Genomic DNA, 20,785 nt, shown 5'->3' on the forward strand with positions numbered 1-20,785 from the left:
CAGCTGACACTGGACAAGACCCCGGTCAGCACCGCCGTGACCGACGAACCAGGTTCGGGAACTCCAGGCACCGGCAACAAGGGCGACGTCACCACCGTCGGTATTACCGGCACGACTTCTCTGACCGAGGGTGAAACCGGCCAGTACACCCTGACGCTGAGCAACGCGTCCAAGTCCGAAGTCACTATCACCCTTAGCTACAGCGGTACCGCCCAAAACGGTGATGACTTCACCGGTGTTGCGACCGTGAAGATTCCGGCCAACAGCACAGGCACGACGTTCAACATCGCTACCCTCAACGACAAACTGGTCGAAGGTACCGAGAACTTCGTCGTGAAGATCGAAACCGCCACGGGTGGTAACTTCGAGAACCTGCAAGTCGATAGCAGCAAATCGAGCGTGACGACCACCATTCTCGACAATGACCACCTGCCGGTTTCGCCTGGCGGCGCGGTATTTGGCGTTGAGGACACCGATTACGTGTTTGCCTGGAGTGATTTCAAAGTCACTGATGCCGACGGCAACACTAACCTGTCTGTGACCATTACCTCGCTCCCGGCCGCCGGCAACTTGCAGTTCTTCAACGGTACTGCATGGGTGAATGTGGCCGTTGGCCAGGTGGTCAGCCAGGCTGATATCACTGCCAAGAACCTGAAGTTCGTTCCGGCCCTCAACCAGTCGGGTACGGACAACTACGGTGGTAATGGTGTGGGTAACCAGAAGGCTGACTACGCCCAGTTCAAGTTCAAGCCGAACGATGGCACCAACCTGGGCAGCGAAGTGACCATGAAGGTCGATATCAGCCCGGTTGCCGACAAACCGACCCTGAGCTTCGGCAGCGCCGATATCGAGTCCAAAGGGCTGACCAAGGAAGTCTGGACCAGCCTCAAAGGCCTGGGTACTGGCGGCAACGGCATTACCGGCGAGGATCTGAAGACGGTCTTTGCCAACTCCGGCAGCCCGAACTCCAGCAGCACCACTACCAACGTGCAGTCCGATGGCAGCGTCACCGCTGGCACCGGTTCGAAAACGTCGGGCCTGATCTACCTGGAAGCCGGCAAGGTCTATACCTTCAGTGGTTTGGCCGACGACAGCTTCGTGGTCACCATCGGTGGCAAGACTGTAGTCACGGCCACCTGGGGAGCCGGTGGCGGGGTTTCGGGTACCTTTACCCCGAATACCAGCGGCTACTACCCGATCGAGGTCTACCATGCCAACCAGTCCGGTCCAGGCAGCTATGACCTGAACATCCAGGTAGGCTCCGGTGCCGTTACCGACCTGAGCAGCTCGAACGTCAAGATGTACCAGAACGTTACCGAGATGGCGAACGCAGGCCTGGGCGTGTCCGACCTGCACACCGTGAATGGTCAGAGCTACTACGACGGCTACAAGCTCAACGAAGGGCCTGAGGGTGGCTCGGTGAAACTGGTCGGTATTTCCACCGCCCTGACCGACACTGACGGCTCCGAAAGCCTGAACGTAACACTCAGCGGTATCCCGAAAGGTACCGTGTTGAGCGATGGTGCAGGCCACACGGTCACGGTAGGTACTGCCCCGGTCGATGTGACAGGCTGGAAACTCAGCAGCCTGACGCTGACCCCGCCGGCCTATTACAAAGGCTCGTTCGACATTACGGTTACCTCGACTGCCACCGAAAGCCTGGGCGGCTCGGCCATCACCACCGGCAATATCCCGGTGACGGTTTACGGCGCGACCTACAAGGCCAGTGTGGGTACCTCGGGTAATGACACGCTGACCGGTAGTGAAGGCAACGACATCTTCGTCGCTGACGTATCCGGGCTGAACGTGGTTCAGGGCAAGAACTACAACATCGCCTTCATGGTCGATAGCTCGGGCAGTATGAGCGACAAGTCGATTGCCGACGCCAAGACGCAGTTGGCCTCGGTGTTCAACACGCTCAAGGCCAGCCTGGGCTCGGACACCTCGGGTACCGTAAACATCTTCCTGGTCGACTTCGATACCCAGGTAAACAAGAACGTGGCAGTGAACCTTGCCGACCCGGATGCTTTGAGCAAGTTGCAGGCGGTATTGAACTCGATGGTGGGCGGCTACTACGGTGGCGGTACCAACTATGAAGACGCGTTCAAGACCACGTCCAACTTCTTCAACAGCACCATGGCCACCAGCAACAAAGGTGCGGAGAACCTGACTTACTTCATTACCGACGGTAAGCCAACCTACTATCAGAGCAATGAGTCCACCAACCCTAGCCTGTGGAAGAATGGCAAGAGCCTGGACGATGTAGTCAACGTCAACAATTACAAGATGGGTGACACGTTCAGCGCCTGGGCCGACGCGACTCACAAGGTCGAGATCAGCAGCAGTGGTGTGGTCAAAGTGCTGACTTATACCGAGAACCGCCGAGGTGAGTTGGTGCTCGACTCCACCAAGACGGTAGGCACCCTTCACGCACAGGGTGATGGTACCTATGAATTCTCCAGCCTGGACGGTACCGGCTACGCGGATTACTGGAACTACGTCTACTCGGCCGCAGGTTCTACTGAAAGTTTCGCAGTATTGGGCGGCACCAATGGCTTGAGCAAAGTCCAGGCTATCGGCCTGAACAGCGATGTCACGCTGAACGATCTGAAACCTTACGACAGTGCCGGCAAGCCACAGACCAATATCGACCCGTCCGATTTGGCCAAGGCGATTCTCGGTCACTCCGAAGCAACGGTGCCAGGTGCCGACACCATTGATAGTGGTAACGGCAACGACATCATCTTCGGTGACCTGATCACCCTCAACGGTGTCGTCAGCGAGGGCTACCAGGCCCTGCAGACGTACGTTGCACAGAAGAGCGGTGTTGAAGTCGGTGCTGTCACTACCAGCAATGTTCACCAGTACATCACCGAGCACTACACCGAGTTCGATATCTCCGGTGCCAAGGACGGCAATGACATCCTGTCGGGTGGCAATGGCAATGACATCCTCTTCGGCCAAGGTGGTAGCGACACGCTGAATGGTGGCAAAGGTAACGACATCCTGCTGGGCGGTACTGGCAATGACACCCTGATCGGTGGCCAGGGCGACGATATCCTGATCGGTGGCAGCGGTGCCGACACCTTCGTGTGGAAGGCTGGCGACGTCGGTAACGACGTGATCAAGGACTTCAACAAGGCCGAGGGTGACCGTATCGATCTGAAGGACCTGCTGCAGGGTGAGAAGGGCAGCACCATCGACAACTACCTGAAGCTCACCACGGTGGAGGGTACGACCACGTTGCAAGTCAGCAGCGAAGGCAAGCTCAACGCCGAAGGTGGTATCGCCAACGCCGACGTGACCATCAAGCTGGAAGGCGTCAACTGGTCTAACCAGACGATCAACTCGTTGATCAGCGGCGCCGATCCGACCATCATCATCCACAACAAGGACAGCTGACAGACCACCGGGGCCGCACAGCGGCCCCGGCTCTTTCCTGCTACCCGCCAACAGCGCATACTCTGGCGCCGGGCCTGCGCGCCCGGCGATCTTTGCCTATGCTGCTGTCTACCAACAAGGAAACAACGTGACGAGGGACATCGCCATGTTCTACGTGCAACGCAACGCCGCCGGCCAGTTGCTGCGGGTGGAAGCAGCCGCGTTTGATCAGTTCACCGAAATGCTCCCTTCAGACCATGCCGATATCCAGGAATGGTTTGCCGATGATGTCGTGGAGAACAGCCTCAACCAGCTCAAACAAAGCGACCTGGACATGATCCGCGTGCTCGAGGACCTGATCGACGTGTTGACCGCCAAGGGCGTGTTCAAGATCACCGACCTGCCCGCCGGCGCGCAGGCCAAGCTGCTCAACCGTTCCACGGCGCGCAAGGCGCTCAGCAGCCTCAATAACCTGATTGACGAAGAAGAGCAGGGCGGGCTGATCTGACTGCAGGACGCTCCCGCGACAGTGATATTGTTATTCCTTAATGGTATTTAAATTATTGTATTTATGACTTTATAGTCGCTTTCACTGCGTACCCGTCGACCAATCGATGCGCCGCACGACTTGAACCCACACGGGAAATCCCCGTGCGTTTCTGATCGTTGCGCGCCATTGAGGTCGCGCATTGCGTGGGAGTGAAAAATGTCAGCCGCCTTGAACGCCTTGTCGTCCATCGACAGCGCCCAGCCGCAAGTTTTTGAAGTTCGCCCCTTCTCGGGTGCCGTCGGCGCCGAGATCTTAGGCCTGGACCTGGCCAAACCGGTCAGCGCCGAGGATTTCACCCGTATCCATCGCGCCCACCTCGACCACCATGTGCTGGTGTTCCGCGACCAGCGTATCACCCCGGAACAGCAGATCGCCTTCAGCCGCCGCTTCGGTGAGTTACAGATCCATGTGCTCAAGCAGTTCCTGCTGACTGGCCACCCCGAGATCCTGATCGTTTCCAACATCATCGAAAATGGCCAGAACATCGGCCTGGGTGATGCCGGCAAATTCTGGCACTCGGACCTGTCGTACAAAGAGCTGCCAAGCCTCGGTTCCATGCTGCATGCCCAGGAACTGCCAAGTGAAGGCGGTGACACCCTGTTCGCCGACATGCATAAAGCCTGGGACGCTGTACCTGACACCCTGCGCAAAGTGGTCGAGGGCCGCAGTGCCGCTCACTCCTATACCGCCCGTTACGCTGAAACCAAATTCGAAGGCAACTGGCGCCCGACCCTGACTGCCGAGCAACTGGCGCAGGTAAAGGAGGTCATTCACCCGGTAGTCCGCACCCACCCGGAGAACGGCCGCAAGGCCCTGTTCGTCAGTGAAGGCTTCACCACCCGCATTGTCGGCCTGCCTGATGATGAAAGCCGCGACGTGCTGCAGCAGCTGTATGCCCTTAGCGTGCTGGAGCAGAACATTTATCGCCACCAGTGGCAGCCCTATGACCTGGTGTTCTGGGACAACCGTTCGCTGATCCACTTGGCCACCGGCTGCCCCGCGCACCTGCGGCGCAAGCTGTACCGCACCACCATCCAGGGCGATGCCCCGTTCTGACGACTGAGGAAACCATCATGCGCAAATCCATCAGCCGCCTGGCGGCAAGCATCGGCCTGGGCGCAAGCCTGGTCGTCGGCAGCCTAGCCGCCCCCGCCGTGGCCCAGGCCGAAGGCAAGATCCGTATTGCCGAACAATTCGGCATCGTCTACCTGCTGCTGAACGTGGTGCGTGACCAGCACCTGATTGAGAAACACGGCAAGGAGCAGGGCATCGACATCGAAGTCGATTGGGCGCAGCTGTCGGGTGGCTCGGCCGTCAACGATGCATTGTTGTCCGGTTCGGTGGACATCGCCGGCGCCGGTGTCGGACCGCTGTTGACCGTCTGGGACCGCACCAAGGGCCGGCAGAACGTGAAGGCCGTGGCTTCGCTGGGCAACTTCCCGTACTACCTGGTCAGCAGCAACCCCAACGTGAAGACCATCGCCGACATCTCCGACAAAGACCGTATCGCCGTTCCGGCGGTGGGTGTTTCGGTGCAGTCGCGCTTCCTGCAGTACGCCGCTGCCCAGCAGTGGGGCGACAAGGAATACAACCGCCTCGACAAATACACCTTGGCCGTGCCGCACCCGGACGCCACCGCCGCACTGTTGGCGGGCGGCACCGAGCTGAACGGGCACTTCTCCAACCCGCCGTTCCAGGACCAGGTGCTGGCCAACAAAGATGTGCACGTGGTGCTCAACAGCTACGACCTACTCGGCCCCAACTCGCCGACCTTGCTGTTTGCTACTGAGAAGTTCCGCAAGGACAACCCCAAGACCTACAAGGCCTTCGTCGATGCCCTGGCCGAAGCCGCAGACTTCGCCCAGAAAGACAAGGCAGCTGCCGCCGACACCTATATCCGCGTAACCAAGGCCAAGATCGACCGCGACGCGCTGATCAAGCTGATCGACAACCCGCAGTACGAATTTACCGTTACGCCCAAGAACACCTACAAGCTGGCCGATTTTCTCTATCGGGTAGGCGCCATCAAGCACAAGCCGCAATCGTGGAAGGATTACTTCTTCCAGGATGAACGCCCGCTGCAGGGGAGCTGACCGATCATGACCGCCCCATTGCCAGGCCACACGGCCAGCAACCTGAGCCGTGTTGCAACGCCGCCTTTGCTCAAGGTGGATAACCTCAGCCTCGAATACCGTACTGCGCAACGCGTGGTGCGGGCCACCCATCAGGTCAGCTTCGAAGTCGACCGCGCTGATCGTTTTGTACTGCTCGGCCCCTCCGGCTGTGGCAAGTCCACCCTGCTCAAAGCCGTGGCCGGTTTTATCCAGCCGCAAGAAGGCCAGATTCTGCTGCAGGGCCAGACAGTTCGTGGCCCAGGCCCCGACCGCATCGTGGTGTTCCAGGAGTTTGACCAGTTGCCGCCGTGGAAAACGGTGAAGCAGAACGTCATCTTTCCACTGCTGGTGTCTGGCCAACTCAAGCGTGCGGAGGCGGAGGAGCGGGCGCTGCATTATCTGGAGAAGGTCGGTCTGGCCGCCTTTGCCGATGCTTATCCACACACGTTGTCCGGTGGTATGAAGGCACGTGTGGCAATTGCCCGGGCCTTGGCCACCCAGCCCAAGATCCTGTTGATGGATGAGCCGTTCGCCGCCCTGGATGCGCTGACCCGGCGCAAGATGCAGGAAGAGCTGTTGCTGCTGTGGGAGGAAGTGCGGTTCACCCTGTTGTTCGTCACCCACTCCATCGAAGAAGCACTGGTGGTTGGCAACCGTATCCTGCTGTTGTCGCCGCACCCGGGGCGGGTGCGCGCCGAGGTGCATAGCCATCAATACGGCCTGGGCAGCCTGGGTGGCAGCGACTTCCAGGCCAGTGCCCGGCGTATCCACCGTTTGCTGTTCGATGAAGCAGATATCCCGGAACAGCCTGACAACCTTGGGTTCAACGATATTCGTATCGCTTACTGACAGGAGCCTCAGCCATGACGACTACACCTGTACGCCAGGAATACGAGGTGCAGCTGGAGCCCCTGCTCAGTGTGCCTGTAGAACGACAACTCCCCTTGGCCCAACGCCTGTGGCAGCAAGGCTGGTTGAGAAAGGCGGTCATATTGCTGGTGATCGCTGTGCTATGGGAAACCGTTGCCCGCTACCAGGACAATGACCTGCTGCTGCCAAGCTTTCTGCAAACCGCCACGGCGCTATGGGATGGCATGATCAGTGGCGAACTGCCCGCCAAGGTCGGTGTTTCGCTGGTAATACTGCTCAAAGGCTATGTGCTGGGTATCGTCCTGGCCTTTGGCCTGACCAGCCTGGCGGTGTCGACCCAATTGGGCCGAGACTTACTGGGCACGCTGACCTCGATGTTCAACCCGTTGCCGGCCATTGCCCTGCTGCCGCTGGCCTTGCTGTGGTTCGGGCTGGGTGACAACAGCCTGATCTTCGTGCTGGTGCATTCGGTGCTATGGGCGTTGGCGCTGAATACCTATGCCGGCTTCCTCGGTGTGTCGGAGACGCTGCGCATGGCGGGCCGCAACTATGGTCTGAAGGGCCTGCGGCTGGTATTGCACATCCTCGTGCCCGCAGCCCTGCCGTCGATCCTGTCGGGGTTGAAGATCGGCTGGGCGTTTGCCTGGCGTACCCTTATAGCCGCGGAATTAGTGTTTGGTGCCAGCAGTGGCAAAGGCGGGTTGGGTTGGTACATCTTCCAGAACCGCAACGAACTGTATACCGACAAGGTCTTTGCCGGGTTGGCGGTGGTGATCCTGATCGGTCTGCTGGTGGAAGGACTGGTGTTCAATACGCTGGAGCGGTTGACTGTGCGGCGATGGGGGATGCAGCGCTAGCAGGTAAGCCAGTACCGGCCTTTTCGCGGCAGATTGACGCTAGAGTCCGCATCTGCGGGATCTTCGTCCTTGAAAGAGGCGCGAGGCGCCGAACCGCCGCGAAAGACCCTGTACTGGCTACAAATTCTGGTACTGAGCTGCCGCATTGCTCAGAATCCTGCCAATCTCTTCCCGCAAGCCGGCAGGCTGCTCTACCACCACCCTGTCCCCATGGCTCAACAACCACCAGCGTAATGGCCAGCCGTCACTTACCGTGCCGCGTAACCGATGCCCATGCTCCAGTGCCGTCAGTTGCATGTCGCTGCTCAATGGCGCATCCCGCAACTGCCGCGCCAGTGCATCGCTGATTCGCGCCACCAGCTCCACGCCCTCACCCTGCGATGGCTGCAACGCATCCCCTCGCAGATGTGTCAGCAAGTCGAAATTACCGCGCAATTCGCCCACGGCACTGGCCGACCAGTGCCAACCGAATGGAATGCTCTTGTCATTGCGTTCCAGCGGGAATATCAGCGAAAGCTCGTTGAGGTCACGCTCGACAGTGCGTTTGCTGACCGTGAAGCCAACGTCACGCAGGCGCCAGACCAGCTCGGCGCTGGTTATGCCTGGGGAACGGCTGGGCAACTGGCGCAGCAGCGCCCACTGTCGGCTGAGGGTGGCGCGAGTGGTGGCGAACGGCAAAAGATAACGTCCTTGTCTAGGCTTGCCGCAATAGGATGGCGGCATGCGTGGGGCATGGCAATTGGCCACAGCCTGCTCAGATCAAGGAAGTCGCATTTGGTTGCCTCGTGCCGGTTCGTTCGCGACAGGTTTTGACGTGACATCACGCAGAATCACGCCTCATCACAGCCGAAGGTTGGGGTTGTGCGTCGTTCAATGAGGATGAACATGTCTGTTGCCAGCAATATCCATTCGCTACTTGCCCGCCTTCTGCCCGAGCGGGTCATCGCCCCTCCTGCCCCTGCAGGACGGCGACAGCGGCTGTTCTCCGGTGTGGGCTTGCCCAGCCAGCGGTCGCTGCTGGTCAACCGCCTGGATGAGGCCAACGACCTGCAGGCGGTGTACGTCGACCTGCGGCGTCAGGCATTGCAAGGCAGCGTGTCCGCATTGAACGACCTCGGCTGGATCTGGCTCAACGGCAAGTACTGGCGGGCCGATACCGTGCTGGCCGGGCACCTGTTGCGCATGGCGGCCCTGCAGGGCAATGCTGCTGCCTGGTTCAACCTTGGCCAGCAGCACTACTTCGGCAAAGGCATCGACCCTTCCTATGTGCAGGCGGCGGAGTGTTACCGGCAGGCCTTCGACCGCGGCATGCTGCATGCCGCCGCCGCACTGGGTGACCTGTATGAGGAGGAGGTGTGCGACGGTGACCTGGAATGGCAGGTTGACCTGGTGCAAGCCTATCAGTGGTTCTTGCGTGGCGCCGAACAGGGCGAGGCGCGTTGTCGTTTTGAAATGGGCTACCGGTTGATGCATGGGCTGCACGTAGAGGCCAACCTCAAGGCAGCGCTGTACTGGCTTGAGCTGGCAGCAGCGGCGGGGGTGGTGCAAGCGGCAGAGGAGCTGGCGGTGCATTTCAGCAGCCGTGATGCGGTGCGGTATCAGGAGTGGCGGGACCGGGCGGTGCAGATGGGCAGCACATTGGCCTTGACCATGAAGCTGGAAGACCAGATCCATCCCTGAGTATTTCTCTTCAGTGCTGACTGAAAAATGAACAACATTTAACCAGGCTATCCGTCGCCCCCTGTTGACGACAGGGGGATGTCGGGGCGTATATTGATAGTTAGCAAACTATGAATATACTTGGTTCTCTTCATGTCCCTTGATTTCCTGCGCCTGCAAGTCAGCAGTGGCCTGGTAGTCGCTGCCCGCCACTGGCGGCGCATCTGTCATACCGCCTTGACCGGCTACGGCATTTCCGAGGCCTGCGCTGCGCCTTTGCTGATGATCGTGCGCCTGGGCGACGGCGTGCACCAGGTGGCTGTGGCCCAGGCCGCCGGCCTGGAAAGCCCGTCGCTGGTACGCCTGCTTGACCAACTGTGCAAAGCTGGCCTGGTGTGCCGCAGCGAAGACCCACTGGATCGCCGCGCCAAGGCACTGCGCCTGACTGCCGAAGGCCGTGCCCTGGCCGAAGCCATTGAAGCCGAACTGGTGCGCTTGCGCCGCGATGTGCTCGGCGGTATCGATCAGGCCGACCTGGAAGCTGCCTTGCGTGTGCTTCGTGCCTTCGAGGCTGCCGGCCTGGGCAGCGCAGGCGGGGTGGCATGAACGGTTTCTTCAGCTCTGTCCCTCCGGCCCGTGACTGGTTCTACGGCGTGCGCACCTTCGGCGCGTCCATGATTGCCCTGTACATTGCCCTGCTCATGCAACTGCCGCGTCCCTACTGGGCCATGGCGACGGTGTACATCGTCTCCAGCCCCTTCGTCGGCCCGACCAGCTCCAAGGCGTTGTACCGTGCCGTCGGCACGTTGCTCGGCGCTGGCGGGGCAATCTTCCTGGTGCCGCCGCTGGTGCAGTCACCGTTGCTGCTGAGCATCGCCGTTGCCCTGTGGACCGGCACCTTGCTGTTCCTTTCGCTGAACCTGCGCACGGCCAACAACTACGTGCTGATGCTGGCCGGTTATACCCTGCCGATGATTGCCTTGGCCGTGGTGGATAATCCGCTGGCAGTGTTCGATGTGGCTTCTTCTCGTGCGCAGGAAATCTGTTTGGGAATTGTCTGCGCGGCAGTCGTCGGGGCTATCTTCTGGCCACGCCGGCTGGCGCCGGTGGTAGTCGGTGCCACCGGAAACTGGTTCAACGAGGCGATTCGCTACAGCGACACCTACCTGGCCCGCGATGCCAGCGCTGACAAGGTCGGCGGTATGCGCGGGGCGATGGTCACTACCTTCAACTCGCTGGAGCTGATGATCGGTCAGCTCGCCCACGAAGGTGCCGGCCCGCATACCCTGAAGAACGCCCGCGAATTGCGTGGGCGGATGATCCATCTGCTGCCGGTGATCGACGCCCTCGACGACGCACTGGTAGCCCTGGAAGGCCGCGCCCCGGCCCAGTTCGCCCAGCTTCAACCCGTGCTGGAAGCCGCTCGTGAATGGCTCAAAGGCACCGCCGACAGCGCTTCGGTAGCGCACTGGGCCACGTTGCACGAGCAGATCGGCCGCCTGCAGCCCGCTACAGCCGCCCTCGACCAGCGCGCCGAGCTGCTGTTGTCCAACGCCCTGTACCGCCTGACCGAATGGGCCGACCTGTGGCAGGACTGCTGCACCCTGCAGCACGCCCTGCGTACCGATGATGCCAAGCCTTGGCGTGCGGTGTATCGCCACTGGCGGCTGGGCCGCCTGACAGCGTTTTTCGATCGTGGCCTGATGCTCTACTCGGTAGCCTCCACGGTTCTGGCGATCGTGGTCGCCTGCGGCCTGTGGATCGGCCTGGGCTGGAACGACGGCGCCAGTGCGGTAATCCTCGCGGCAGTTGCGTGCAGCTTCTTCGCCGCCATGGACGACCCGGCACCGCAGATCTACCGGTTCTTTTTCTGGACGCTGATGTCGGTCATCTTCTCCAGTCTGTACCTGTTTTTGGTACTGCCCAACCTGCACGACTTCCCGATGCTGGTGCTGGCCTTTGCCGTGCCGTTCATCTGCATAGGCACCCTGACCGTACAGCCGCGCTTCTACCTGGGCACCTTGCTGACCATCGTCAACACGTCGACCTTCATCAGCATCCAGGGTGCCTACGACGCCGACTTCTTTACCTTCCTCAACTCCAACCTTGCCGGCCCCGCGGGCCTTCTGTTCGCCTTTATCTGGACCCTGGTGATGCGCCCGTTCGGCGTGGAACTGGCGGCCAAGCGCATGACCCGCTTCGCCTGGCGCGACATCGTCGAAATGACCGAGCCTGCGACATTGGCCGAACACCGCCAGGTTGGCGTACAGATGCTCGACCGCCTGATGCAGCACCTGCCACGTCTGTCGCAAACCGGCCAAGACAGTGGTGTGGCACTGCGTGACCTGCGCGTAGGGTTGAACCTGCTCGACCTGCTGGCGTACATGCCGCGCGCCGGCCAGCAGGCTCGCGAGCGCCTGAACACTGTGGTCGAGGAAGTCGGTGCGCACTACGCCGCCTGCCTGCGTGCTGGCGAACGCCTGCATGCCCCGGCCGCACTGCTGCGCAACATGGAACGCGCTCGCCTGGCGCTGAACCTGGATGAGCTGTACGAGCGCGGCGATGCCCGCACCCACCTGCTGCATGCCCTGAGTGGCCTGCGCCTGGCGCTACTGCCGGGCGTGGAGGTGATGCTCGAACCCGCCGAACAACCGCAACTGCCCCCCGGGCTCGACGGAGCGCCCTTGTGATTGGTGAACTGGATATCAGCGGGGTGTTTCTGCCCACGCTGCTGGTGATGATGTTTGGCACCTACCTGCTGTTCCTGGGGGTGCACGCGGTGCTGGTGCGCCTGCATTTCTACCGCCTGGTCTGGCACCGGGCGTTATTCAACGTTGCCCTGTATGCCGTGCTGCTCGGCGCGGTGGACCACTTTTGTCGAAACCTGATGCTGCCATGAAAAAACCTTTGCTGACCTTGGGCCGTGTGGTCCTGACCTTGCTGGTAGTGACCTTCGCCGCCGTGCTCGTGTGGCAGATGGTGGTCTACTACATGTTTGCCCCCTGGACCCGAGACGGCCATATCCGCGCTGACGTGATCCAGATCGCCCCCGATGTGTCGGGATTGATCCAGAAGGTCGAGGTGCGCGACAACCAGACCGTCAAACGTGGCGACGTGCTGTTCACCATCGACCAGGACCGCTTCACCCTGGCCCTGCGTCAAGCCAAGGCAACCCTTGGCGAGCGCCAGGAGACCCTGGCCCAGGCTTCCCGCGAAGCGCAGCGCAACCGCAAGCTGGGCAACCTGGTGGCCGCCGAGCAACTGGAAGAAAGCCAGTCCCGCGAGGCCCGTGCCCGTTCGGCTGTCAGCGAGGCGCAAGTGGCTGTCGATACTGCCCAGCTCAACCTTGACCGCTCGGTGGTGCGCAGCCCGGTAGACGGCTACCTCAACGACCGCGCGCCGCGTAACCACGAGTTCGTCACTGCTGGCCGCCCGGTGCTTTCGGTGGTCGACAGTGCCTCCTACCACGTCGACGGCTACTTCGAGGAAACCAAGCTGGGGGGTATCCATATTGGTGACGCCGTGGATATCCGCGTGATGGGCGACAACACCCGCCTGCGTGGCCATGTGCAGAGCTTCGCCGCTGGCATCGAAGACCGCGACCGCAGCAGTGGCGCCAACCTGCTGCCCAACGTCAACCCGGCGTTCAGCTGGGTACGCCTGGCCCAGCGCATTCCGGTGCGCATCGCCTTTGACGAAGTGCCGCAAGACTTCCGCATGATCGCCGGGCGTACTGCGACGGTGTCGATCATCGAGGGCCAGCGCCCATGAAACAGCTGATCCTGGCTGGCCTGTGCCTGTCGCTGGGGGCCTGCATGATGGTGGGGCCCGACTATGAGGTGCCTGGGGATGCGGCCGTGCAACGCAATGACCTGAACGGCCCGCTGCGCCAGGATGCCGACAGCGTCGTGTCAGCGCCGGTCCCCGAGGACTGGTGGCAGCTGTATCAGGATCAGCGGCTGAACGAGCTGGTGCGTCAGGCGCTGAGTGCCAACACCGAACTGCGCGTGGCGGCAGCCAACATTGCCAAAGCTCGCGCTCAGGTGGAGGTGGCTGAATCGCAAGGCGGCTTCAACGGTGGCGTCAAACTCGGCGCTCAGCGCTTGCAGGAGTCGGGCGAAGCCTTCCTGCAGCCCGAGAAGGTGCCGGTAGCCAACATCGGTGAGGCCATCATCAGTGCTTCGTACCAGTTCGACCTGTGGGGCACCTTCAAGCGTGGTACCGAGGCTGCCAAGGCAAATGCCGACGCGGTGCAGGCCGCTGCCGACACTGCCCGCATCACGCTTGTGGCGGACGTGGTCAAGGCTTATACCCAGGTGTGCTCGGCCAACGAGGAATACCACATTGCCCGTGAGTCCCTCGATTTGCAGGAGCAAAGCGTGAAACTCAACCAGCGCCTGCGCGATGCTGGGCGTGGCGATGAAACCCAGGTCACTCGCTCGCAGACCCAGTTCAAATCCTTGCGTGCAGAACTGCCACGCTTCAAGGCCGAACGCGAGACGGGCATGTACACCCTGGCCGCGCTGCTGGCCAAGCCGGTCGACCAGTTGCCTGCCGGTACCGCCGATTGTGCCGAGTTGCCGCACCTGAACCAGCTGGTTCCTGTGGGCGATGGCGCGGCCCTGCTCAAGCGCCGCCCCGACGTGCGCCAGGCCGAACGCCAGCTGGCTGCCGCCACCGCCTATATTGGCGTGGCTACCGGCGCGTTGTACCCGGATATCAGCATTGGCGCCCAGGTTGGCACCATCGGCATCCTGGAGAACCTTGGCGAGCCTTCGACCAACCGCTGGGGCTTTGGCCCGCAGATCAGCTGGAGCATCCCCACCAACGGCACCCGTGCCCGCATTCGCATGGCCGAGGCCTCGACCCAGGCGGCCCTGGCGCACTTCGATGGCGTGGTGCTGAACGCCATTCGCGAGACCCAGACCCGGCTGGCACAGTACAGCGCCTTGCTCGATCGGCGCGATGCGCTGGCCGAGGCGGAGAAGTCGGCGAAGGAAGCCGCGGACCAGACGCACCGGTATTACCAGGCAGGGCGTGAGTCGTTCCTGGCGGATTTGCAGGCCACGCGAACCTACACCGATATGCGTGCGCAGTTGGCTGCAGCCAATAGTCAAGTGGCGCAGGGGCAAATTGCCGTGTTCCTGGCGTTGGGTGGGGGTTGGAAGGGCACCGCCAAGCCCTGATGCGGTCCTTGAGGGCAGGTCCGCTATGCCCTCCACTTCATCTGATTTGTAGCAAGATTTTTCATGAAATCTGCCCAGCACCCTTGAGTGAAGCAAAGTGGAAGTGAACAATGTTCTCTTTCGCATTTCCTCCGAGACTGGCCATGAAAACCCGTTCCCGTCTGCTTGCCTGGCTGCCGGCTGCATTGCTCGGCCCGGTGCTGGCGCTGTGCAGCACCTTGGCGCTGGCCGAGTCCCCCGCCGAGGCTGCCAAAGCCCAGCACTTGCTGGACTACATTGGTGCCGACTACCCGCCGACCGTGCAGGACGGCAAGGTGATCGACGAGGGCGAATACCGCGAGCAACAGGAGTTCAGTGCGGTATTGGCTGACCTGGTCAAAGGCCTGCCCGCAAATACTGAACAAGCGGCTTTGGAACAGGGCGTCCAGGCGCTGCGCCAGGCCATCGACCAGCGTCAGGAAGGTACTGCGGTCGCCAAACAGGCCCGGCAGCTGGGTGCGCGACTGGCGGTGGCCTACGAGATCAGCCAGGCCCCGGTGATTACCCCGGACCCCGCCCGCGGCGCTGCGCTGTACGCACAGAACTGCTCGATCTGCCACGGCGACACCGGCGCCGGCGATGGCCCGGCTGGCGTGGGCCTGGAGCCTGCACCCGCCAACCTGCGCGATGTCTCGCGCCTGGACCAGTTAAGCCTGTTCGACCTCTATAACACCCTGGCCCTGGGTATAGACGGCACCGAAATGCCGTCGTTTGCCGACCAGCTGGACGACCGCCAACGCTGGGATGTGGCCGCGTATATCGCCAGCTTCACCGCCAAGCCGGAAGCGGGCAAAGGTGACAAGACCTGGAACCTCGCCGACCTGGCTCGCCAAACCCCGGCCGAAGTCGCCGTCAACGAAGGCACTGCGGCCGTCGAGGCATTCCGCGCCCAGCGTGCCCAGCCGCCGCAGGTAAAGCGCGGGCCGGCGCAATTGCTCGAATACACTGCCAGCACACTGGACAAGAGCCTGGCGGCCTACCGCGCAGGCGACCACGATCAGGCCTATGACCTGTCGGTGGCGGCCTACCTGGAGGGTTTCGAGCTGGTGGAAAGCTCGCTGGACAACATCGATACCCAGGCGCGCAAGGACACCGAAAAATCGCTGATGGCCTACCGTCAGTCCCTGCAGGACGGCCTGCCCGTGGAGCAGGCCGAACAGCGTCTGGCCGACGCCAAAACCAAGCTCGAGCAGGCGGCCAAGCTGCTGGGCAGCGATGGCCTGAGCTGGACGCTGAGCTATATCTCCGGTTTGCTGATCCTGCTGCGTGAAGGCCTCGAGGCGATTCTGGTGCTGGCGGCGATCCTGGCCTTCCTGCGCAATACCGGGCAGCAGTCGGCAGTGCGCAGCGTCAACATCGGCTGGGGCCTGGCGCTGGTTGCCGGCTTCGCCACCTGGGCGCTGGCGGCCTATGTGATCGATGTGGGGGGCGCTCAGCGCGAGCTGCTGGAAGGCTGCACGGCGTTGTTCGCCGCGGTAATGGTGCTGTGGCTTGGCGTGTGGATGCATGACCGCCGTCACGCTGCCGCCTGGAAGGACTACGTCAAGAGCAGCCTGGTCAGCGGTGGCGGGCGTTTCGGCTTTGCTGTGCTGGCATTCTTCTCGGTATACCGCGAATTGTTCGAAGTGATCCTGTTCTACGAGACCCTGTGGCTGCAGGCAGGCCCTGCCGGGCATCAGGCGGTGCTGGCGGGTGGCGCGACGGCATTGTTGCTGCTGGTGGGCCTGGCCTGGGTGATTCTGCGGGGCTCGGCCAAGTTGCCACTATCGCTGTTCTTCAGCATCAACGCCGCACTGCTGTGCGCGCTGTCGGTAGTATTCGCCGGGCATGGCGTGAAGGCGTTGCAAGAGGCCGGTGTGCTGGGCACACGGCCAGTGGCGTTCTTTGAGTTCGACTGGCTGGGGATTCATGCCGATGCCTACTCGCTGTCGGCGCAAGCGGTGGCCTTGCTGGCCATCGTGTTCCTTTACGGCCGCTCGTGGCTGGCCGAAAAGCGCAGTGCTGCGGCCAACTGACTGGAGCCTGCGCGGTCCCACAGGGACCGCGCAAGGTCTCAGATCTTGCGCAAGCCTGATGTTCAGGCCGGCTGTGGCGCCTTGAGAATGTTCTGTAGCAATTGGACACTTTCAACGGCGTCATGACCCAGGCTGGTCAGGTAGCCGCCATCCGGCTGATCGGTCAGCCCCTTCTCATGCAGGCGTTGCGCAGCCGCGATCAGGGCAGGGGATGCGGTGCTGGTTATCTTGATGCCTTCCTGGCTGCTGTCGTGTTTGAACAGCGCGAGTACTTCCATTTCGTCGATCAAATCGGGGGTAAAAGGCATGGCGACTCCTGACTTCCAGACAAGGATTGCGGCACATTCTACGGTGCCTGATCTTCGAGTGTAGCCGGGTTATTCGTCGTCGCCTTGATCCATCTCAGGCGGCAGCTCCGGCAGTGCCCGCAGAGCGTTCTCATACCACTCACCGTTGAACGCACGGTCCTCTACCAGCATGTTGTCGATTTCGAAGGCCAGCACATGGGCCATCAGGTTCAGAATGTCTTCACGCTCATAGCCGACCAGCGTCAGCTTGTTGAACGTGGCCTTGGCCGCAGGCGGCTCGCCGCTTTCGATCTGGTTTTCGATGGCTTGGGTCAGCGTTGCCTCGGCGAAGGCTTCGTCGTCGTCATTGTCGATGTCGGTGGGCTCGCTCATCGCGGTACTCCTAGGATGGGATGCAACAGTGTGCCATGGCTATGGCGGCAATGCCCGGGCATTGACGGGGTGCATGACGCTGGTCAGTGGCAGGTGTTCAGTCTATAAAGGCCACGCCAACCCCTTACGGCCTGGAGGCTGTTTCGTCATGCTCAAGCTTTATGGATTCTCGGTCAGCAACTACTACAACATGGTCAAGCTGGCCCTGCTCGAAAAAGGCCTGCCTTTCGAGGAAGTCACCTTCTATGGCGGCCAGGCGCCACAGGCGCTGGAAGTGAGCCCACGGGGCAAGGTGCCGGTGCTTGAAACCGAGCATGGCTTCCTCAGCGAAACCAGTGTGATCCTCGACTATATCGAGCAGACCCAGGGCGGCAAGGCACTGCTGCCAGCCGACCCGTTCGGCCAAGCCAAGGTGCGGGAGCTGCTCAAGGAAATCGAGTTGTACATCGAGCTGCCTGCGCGTACCTGCTACGCCGAGTCCTTCTTTGGCATGTCGGTCGAACCGCTGATCAAAGAGAAAGCGCGTGCTGACCTGCTGGCCGGGTTTGCCACGCTCAAGCGCAACGGGCGCTTTGCACCTTATGTTGCGGGCGAGCAACTGACACTGGCAGACCTGATGTTCTGCTTCTCGGTCGACCTGGCCAACGCGGTGGGCAAGAAGGTGCTGAACATCGACTTCCTGGCGGACTTCCCGCAGGCCAAGGCGTTGCTGCAACTGATGGGGGAGAACCCGCACATGCCGCGGATCTTGGCGGACAAGGAAGCGTCGATGCCGGCCTTCATGGAGATGATCCGCAGCGGCAAGCGCTGAGTCTGGTGTTGAGCCCTTCGCGGGCATGCCCGCTCCCACAGGTCTGCACCGTTTTTGAAACTTGTGCATTACCTGTGGGAGCGGGCGTGCCCGCGAACGAGGGCGAAGCCCTCGCCTTGGGGGATTAGCGAGACGCCAACAGGGCCTTGCCACGAACGACGGCAGCACGCACCTGCGCCGGCGCCGTACCACCAATGTGGTCACGCGCATTCACCGAGCCTTCCAGCGTCAGCACGGCAAACACGTCCTGCTCGATCTGGTCGCTGAATTGGCGCAGTTCGTCCAGGCTCATCTCGGCCAGGTCCTTGCCAGTGTCCACACCATACTTCACCGCGTGGCCAACGATCTCGTGGCAGTCACGGAACGGCAGGCCACGGCGAACCAGATAGTCAGCCAGGTCGGTAGCGGTGGAGAAACCGCGCAGGGCCGCTTCACGCATGATGGCGTGCTTGGGCTTGATCGCCGGGATCATGTCAGCGAAGGCCCGCAGCGAGTCGCGCAGGGTATCGGCGGCGTCGAACAGCGGTTCCTTGTCTTCCTGGTTGTCCTTGTTGTAGGCCAGCGGTTGGCCTTTCATCAGGGTCAGCAGGCCGGTCAGGGCGCCGAACACGCGGCCGCTCTTGCCACGTACCAGCTCTGGCACGTCCGGGTTCTTTTTCTGCGGCATGATCGAGCTGCCAGTGCAGAAGCGGTCCGGAAGGTCGATGAACTGGAACTGCGCGCTGGTCCACAGCACCAGCTCTTCGGAGAAGCGCGAAAGGTGCATCATCGCCACGCTGGCAGCGGCGCAGAATTCGATGGCGAAATCACGGTCCGACACGCCATCCAGCGAGTTGCCGGCCACGGCTTCAAAGCCCAGCAGCTTGCAGGTCAGTTCACGGTCGATCGGGTAGGTGGTGCCGGCCAGCGCGGCGCTGCCCAGTGGCATGCGGTTGGTGCGCTTGCGGCAGTCGACCAGGCGCTCATAGTCGCGGCTGAGCATTTCGAACCACGCCAGCAGGTGGTGGCCAAAGGTGACCGGCTGCGCCGTCTGCAGGTGGGTGAAACCAGGCATGATGGTTTCGGCTTCACGCTCTGCCTGCTCCAGCAGGCCCTGCTGCAGGCGGGTGATTTCGCCCAGGATCAGGTCGATTTCGTCGCGCAGCCAAAGGCGGATGTCGGTGGCCACCTGGTCGTTGCGGCTACGCCCGGTATGCAGCTTCTTGCCGGTGATGCCGATGCGGTCGGTCAGGCGTGCTTCGATGTTCATGTGCACGTCTTCGAGGTCGACACGCCAGTCGAAGTTGCCGGCTTCAATCTCGCCCTGGATGGTTTTCAGGCCATCGATGATGGTGTCGCGCTCGGCATCACTGAGCACGCCGACCTGCGCCAGCATGGTGGCATGGGCAATCGAACCCATGATGTCGTGACGGTACAGGCGCTTGTCGAAATCTACCGAGGCGGTGAAACGGGCGACGAAGGCGTCGACGGGCTCACTGAAGCGGCCGCCCCAGGACTGATTGGTCTTCTCGGTGCTCATGGATTCACTCATTGCAGGCGTGAACGAAAAAGTGGCGTCGATGATAGCAGGGTTGGGCTGGCTGCCGCAGGGCGCCGGTCGAGAGAAATGCCCGGAAAATCGCAGAGAAGGATTTCAAGGAATGAACGGCAGTGTTCCACGGACCGTCTACAGTTGGACAAAGGACTGGCAGTGAATCTGCCGGGCCGAGTGAATCTTTGGCCATCGCACCGGTCTAGAGCGTGACCGCAGTGTCGCTCGAACCACACCTGTCTACGCTATACCTGTGCGAGACTCATTCAGGAATCCAGCGCAATTATGAATGTCCTGATCGTTGATGACGAACCCCAAGGCCGTGAACGCCTCACCCGGCTGCTCGGCGAACTGGAGGGTTACACTGTGCTGGAGCCCAGCGCCACCAACGGCGATGAGGCCTTGGCGCTGATTGAAAGCCTCAAGCCCGATGTGGTCCTGCTGGACATCGGCATGCCAGGCCTGGATGGCCTGCAGGTTGCCGCTCGCCTGTGCGAACGCGAGGCGCCGCCCGCGGTGGTGTTTTGCTCCGGGGATGATGAATACGGTGCAGAGGCATTCAAGGACAGTACCCTCAGCCATGTGACCAAGCCCTTCCAGGCCCACGCCTTGCGCGATGCCTTGCGCAAGGCCGAAAAACCCAACCGCGCCCAATTGGCGGCGCTTACCCGGCCGGCCAATGAAGGCGGCGGCCCACGCAGCCATATCAGCGCCCGCACGCGCAAAGGCATCGAACTGATCCCGTTACCCCAGGTGATCTATTTCATTGCCGACCACAAGTATGTGACCTTGCGTCACGAAGCCGGTGAAGTGCTGCTTGACGAGCCACTCAAAGCCCTGGAAGACGAATTTGGCGAACGCTTCGTGCGCATCCATCGCAATGCGTTGGTCGCCCGCGAGCGCATCGAACGCTTGCAGCGCACCCCACTGGGTCACTTTCAGCTGTATCTGAAAGGCCTGGACGGCGATGCCTTGACCGTCAGCCGTCGCCATGTGGCCGGTGTGCGCAAGATGATGCAGACCCTCTGAGGCCCTTGGACTCGGCCCGCACCTGTACCTGACTGCGTATGACCTGTTGATCCGTATCTGCAA

General features: G+C 61.6%; 19 protein-coding genes. 15 read left to right on the forward strand and 4 right to left on the reverse strand.

All coding sequences use genetic code 11. The annotated features are described in order from the left end of the window. The 6 genes from ACF8FB_RS04410 to ACF8FB_RS04435 form a co-directional block, all read left to right on the forward strand. Nucleotides 1–3,402: type I secretion C-terminal target domain-containing protein (locus tag ACF8FB_RS04410; RefSeq protein ID WP_392511064.1), on the forward strand; the 3,402-nt coding region annotated here is incomplete at its 5' end. Nucleotides 3,403–3,547: 145 nt separating this feature from the next. Further along, complete coding sequence (locus ACF8FB_RS04415) at nt 3,548–3,889, forward strand: hypothetical protein (protein WP_003255921.1); 342 nt, start codon at nt 3,548–3,550, stop codon at nt 3,887–3,889. A gap of 198 nt (nt 3,890–4,087) precedes the next feature. Next, complete coding sequence (locus tag ACF8FB_RS04420) at nt 4,088–4,987, forward strand: TauD/TfdA family dioxygenase (protein WP_010951557.1); 900 nt, start codon at nt 4,088–4,090, stop codon at nt 4,985–4,987. A 17-nt stretch (nt 4,988–5,004) separates the two neighbouring features. Then, complete coding sequence (locus ACF8FB_RS04425) at nt 5,005–6,024, forward strand: ABC transporter substrate-binding protein (protein ID WP_010951558.1); 1,020 nt, start codon at nt 5,005–5,007, stop codon at nt 6,022–6,024. A gap of 6 nt (nt 6,025–6,030) precedes the next feature. After that, nucleotides 6,031–6,894: an ABC transporter ATP-binding protein gene (locus tag ACF8FB_RS04430; protein ID WP_010951559.1), complete on the forward strand. Its 864-nt coding sequence runs from the start codon at nt 6,031–6,033 to the stop codon at nt 6,892–6,894. Nucleotides 6,895–6,908: 14 nt separating this feature from the next. Beyond that, the gene (locus ACF8FB_RS04435) at nt 6,909–7,772 is read left to right on the forward strand and encodes an ABC transporter permease (RefSeq protein ID WP_010951560.1); all 864 of its coding nucleotides are present in this window, start codon (nt 6,909–6,911) and stop codon (nt 7,770–7,772) included. A gap of 117 nt (nt 7,773–7,889) precedes the next feature. On the opposite strand, the gene ACF8FB_RS04440 is transcribed toward ACF8FB_RS04435, so the two are convergent. After that, a complete protein-coding gene (locus tag ACF8FB_RS04440) occupies nt 7,890–8,450 on the reverse strand; it encodes a WYL domain-containing protein (protein WP_003255912.1) in 561 nt (186 codons plus the stop codon). A gap of 207 nt (nt 8,451–8,657) precedes the next feature. On the opposite strand from ACF8FB_RS04440, the gene ACF8FB_RS04445 reads away from it, so the two are divergent. From ACF8FB_RS04445 to ACF8FB_RS04475, 7 genes are all read left to right on the forward strand, one after another. Next, a complete protein-coding gene (locus ACF8FB_RS04445) occupies nt 8,658–9,452 on the forward strand; it encodes a tetratricopeptide repeat protein (protein ID WP_049588031.1) in 795 nt (264 codons plus the stop codon). Between the two features lie 132 nt (nt 9,453–9,584). Continuing rightward, a complete protein-coding gene (locus tag ACF8FB_RS04450) occupies nt 9,585–10,037 on the forward strand; it encodes a MarR family winged helix-turn-helix transcriptional regulator (RefSeq protein ID WP_010951563.1) in 453 nt (150 codons plus the stop codon). Further along, nucleotides 10,034–12,121: an FUSC family protein gene (locus tag ACF8FB_RS04455; protein WP_010951564.1), complete on the forward strand. Its 2,088-nt coding sequence runs from the start codon at nt 10,034–10,036 to the stop codon at nt 12,119–12,121. The genes ACF8FB_RS04450 and ACF8FB_RS04455 overlap by 4 nt, the downstream gene beginning before the upstream one ends. Continuing rightward, nucleotides 12,118–12,330: a DUF1656 domain-containing protein gene (locus tag ACF8FB_RS04460; protein ID WP_003255905.1), complete on the forward strand. Its 213-nt coding sequence runs from the start codon at nt 12,118–12,120 to the stop codon at nt 12,328–12,330. The genes ACF8FB_RS04455 and ACF8FB_RS04460 overlap by 4 nt, the downstream gene beginning before the upstream one ends. Beyond that, nucleotides 12,327–13,202, forward strand: coding sequence for an HlyD family secretion protein (locus ACF8FB_RS04465; RefSeq protein ID WP_010951565.1), 876 nt, complete (start codon nt 12,327–12,329; stop codon nt 13,200–13,202). Before ACF8FB_RS04460 ends, ACF8FB_RS04465 begins: the two co-directional genes overlap by 4 nt. Continuing rightward, nucleotides 13,199–14,617: an efflux transporter outer membrane subunit gene (locus tag ACF8FB_RS04470; RefSeq protein WP_010951566.1), complete on the forward strand. Its 1,419-nt coding sequence runs from the start codon at nt 13,199–13,201 to the stop codon at nt 14,615–14,617. Before ACF8FB_RS04465 ends, ACF8FB_RS04470 begins: the two co-directional genes overlap by 4 nt. Nucleotides 14,618–14,727: 110 nt before the next feature. Further along, nucleotides 14,728–16,671: an FTR1 family protein gene (locus ACF8FB_RS04475; protein ID WP_392511065.1), complete on the forward strand. Its 1,944-nt coding sequence runs from the start codon at nt 14,728–14,730 to the stop codon at nt 16,669–16,671. A 62-nt stretch (nt 16,672–16,733) separates the two neighbouring features. Here ACF8FB_RS04475 and ACF8FB_RS04480 read toward each other — a convergent pair whose 3' ends face one another. Then, complete coding sequence (locus ACF8FB_RS04480) at nt 16,734–16,979, reverse strand: TIGR02647 family protein (RefSeq protein WP_003255900.1); 246 nt, start codon at nt 16,977–16,979, stop codon at nt 16,734–16,736. A gap of 69 nt (nt 16,980–17,048) precedes the next feature. Beyond that, nucleotides 17,049–17,351: a hypothetical protein gene (locus ACF8FB_RS04485; protein ID WP_010951568.1), complete on the reverse strand. Its 303-nt coding sequence runs from the start codon at nt 17,349–17,351 to the stop codon at nt 17,049–17,051. 148 nt (nt 17,352–17,499) lie between these two features. Here ACF8FB_RS04485 and ACF8FB_RS04490 point away from each other — a divergent pair, with 148 nt between their 5' ends. Next, entirely contained in the window at nt 17,500–18,162 is a 663-nt protein-coding gene (locus tag ACF8FB_RS04490; RefSeq protein WP_179052529.1) for a glutathione S-transferase, read from the forward strand. Nucleotides 18,163–18,286: 124 nt separating this feature from the next. Here the strand turns inward: ACF8FB_RS04490 and argH are convergent, their stop codons facing one another. Continuing rightward, on the reverse strand, nt 18,287–19,681 hold the full coding sequence (gene argH, locus ACF8FB_RS04495; protein ID WP_049588037.1) for an argininosuccinate lyase: 1,395 nt from the start codon (nt 19,679–19,681) through the stop codon (nt 18,287–18,289). Between the two features lie 297 nt (nt 19,682–19,978). On the opposite strand from argH, the gene ACF8FB_RS04500 reads away from it, so the two are divergent. Then, the gene (locus tag ACF8FB_RS04500) at nt 19,979–20,722 is read left to right on the forward strand and encodes a LytTR family DNA-binding domain-containing protein (RefSeq protein ID WP_010951571.1); all 744 of its coding nucleotides are present in this window, start codon (nt 19,979–19,981) and stop codon (nt 20,720–20,722) included. Nucleotides 20,723–20,785 lie beyond the last annotated feature (63 nt).

The organism is Pseudomonas sp. yb_2 (genome assembly GCF_043103905.1).
Lineage (GTDB): Bacteria > Pseudomonadota > Gammaproteobacteria > Pseudomonadales > Pseudomonadaceae > Aquipseudomonas > Aquipseudomonas alloputida.

Excerpts from the sequence above, each read along its gene's own strand:
- ACF8FB_RS04415 (WP_003255921.1), top strand. The coding sequence starts at position 3,548 with ATGTTCTACGTGCAACGCAACGCCGCCGGCCAGTTGCTGCGGGTGGAA.
- ACF8FB_RS04420 (WP_010951557.1), top strand. The coding sequence starts at position 4,088 with ATGTCAGCCGCCTTGAACGCCTTGTCGTCCATCGACAGCGCCCAGCCG.
- ACF8FB_RS04425 (WP_010951558.1), top strand. The coding sequence starts at position 5,005 with ATGCGCAAATCCATCAGCCGCCTGGCGGCAAGCATCGGCCTGGGCGCA.
- ACF8FB_RS04430 (WP_010951559.1), top strand. The coding sequence starts at position 6,031 with ATGACCGCCCCATTGCCAGGCCACACGGCCAGCAACCTGAGCCGTGTT.
- ACF8FB_RS04435 (WP_010951560.1), top strand. The coding sequence starts at position 6,909 with ATGACGACTACACCTGTACGCCAGGAATACGAGGTGCAGCTGGAGCCC.
- ACF8FB_RS04445 (WP_049588031.1), top strand. The coding sequence starts at position 8,658 with ATGTCTGTTGCCAGCAATATCCATTCGCTACTTGCCCGCCTTCTGCCC.
- ACF8FB_RS04450 (WP_010951563.1), top strand. The coding sequence starts at position 9,585 with ATGTCCCTTGATTTCCTGCGCCTGCAAGTCAGCAGTGGCCTGGTAGTC.
- ACF8FB_RS04455 (WP_010951564.1), top strand. The coding sequence starts at position 10,034 with ATGAACGGTTTCTTCAGCTCTGTCCCTCCGGCCCGTGACTGGTTCTAC.
- ACF8FB_RS04465 (WP_010951565.1), top strand. The coding sequence starts at position 12,327 with ATGAAAAAACCTTTGCTGACCTTGGGCCGTGTGGTCCTGACCTTGCTG.
- ACF8FB_RS04470 (WP_010951566.1), top strand. The coding sequence starts at position 13,199 with ATGAAACAGCTGATCCTGGCTGGCCTGTGCCTGTCGCTGGGGGCCTGC.
- ACF8FB_RS04475 (WP_392511065.1), top strand. The coding sequence starts at position 14,728 with ATGTTCTCTTTCGCATTTCCTCCGAGACTGGCCATGAAAACCCGTTCC.
- ACF8FB_RS04480 (WP_003255900.1), bottom strand. The coding sequence starts at position 16,979 with ATGCCTTTTACCCCCGATTTGATCGACGAAATGGAAGTACTCGCGCTG.
- ACF8FB_RS04485 (WP_010951568.1), bottom strand. The coding sequence starts at position 17,351 with ATGAGCGAGCCCACCGACATCGACAATGACGACGACGAAGCCTTCGCC.
- ACF8FB_RS04490 (WP_179052529.1), top strand. The coding sequence starts at position 17,500 with ATGCTCAAGCTTTATGGATTCTCGGTCAGCAACTACTACAACATGGTC.
- argH (WP_049588037.1), bottom strand. The coding sequence starts at position 19,681 with ATGAGCACCGAGAAGACCAATCAGTCCTGGGGCGGCCGCTTCAGTGAG.
- ACF8FB_RS04500 (WP_010951571.1), top strand. The coding sequence starts at position 19,979 with ATGAATGTCCTGATCGTTGATGACGAACCCCAAGGCCGTGAACGCCTC.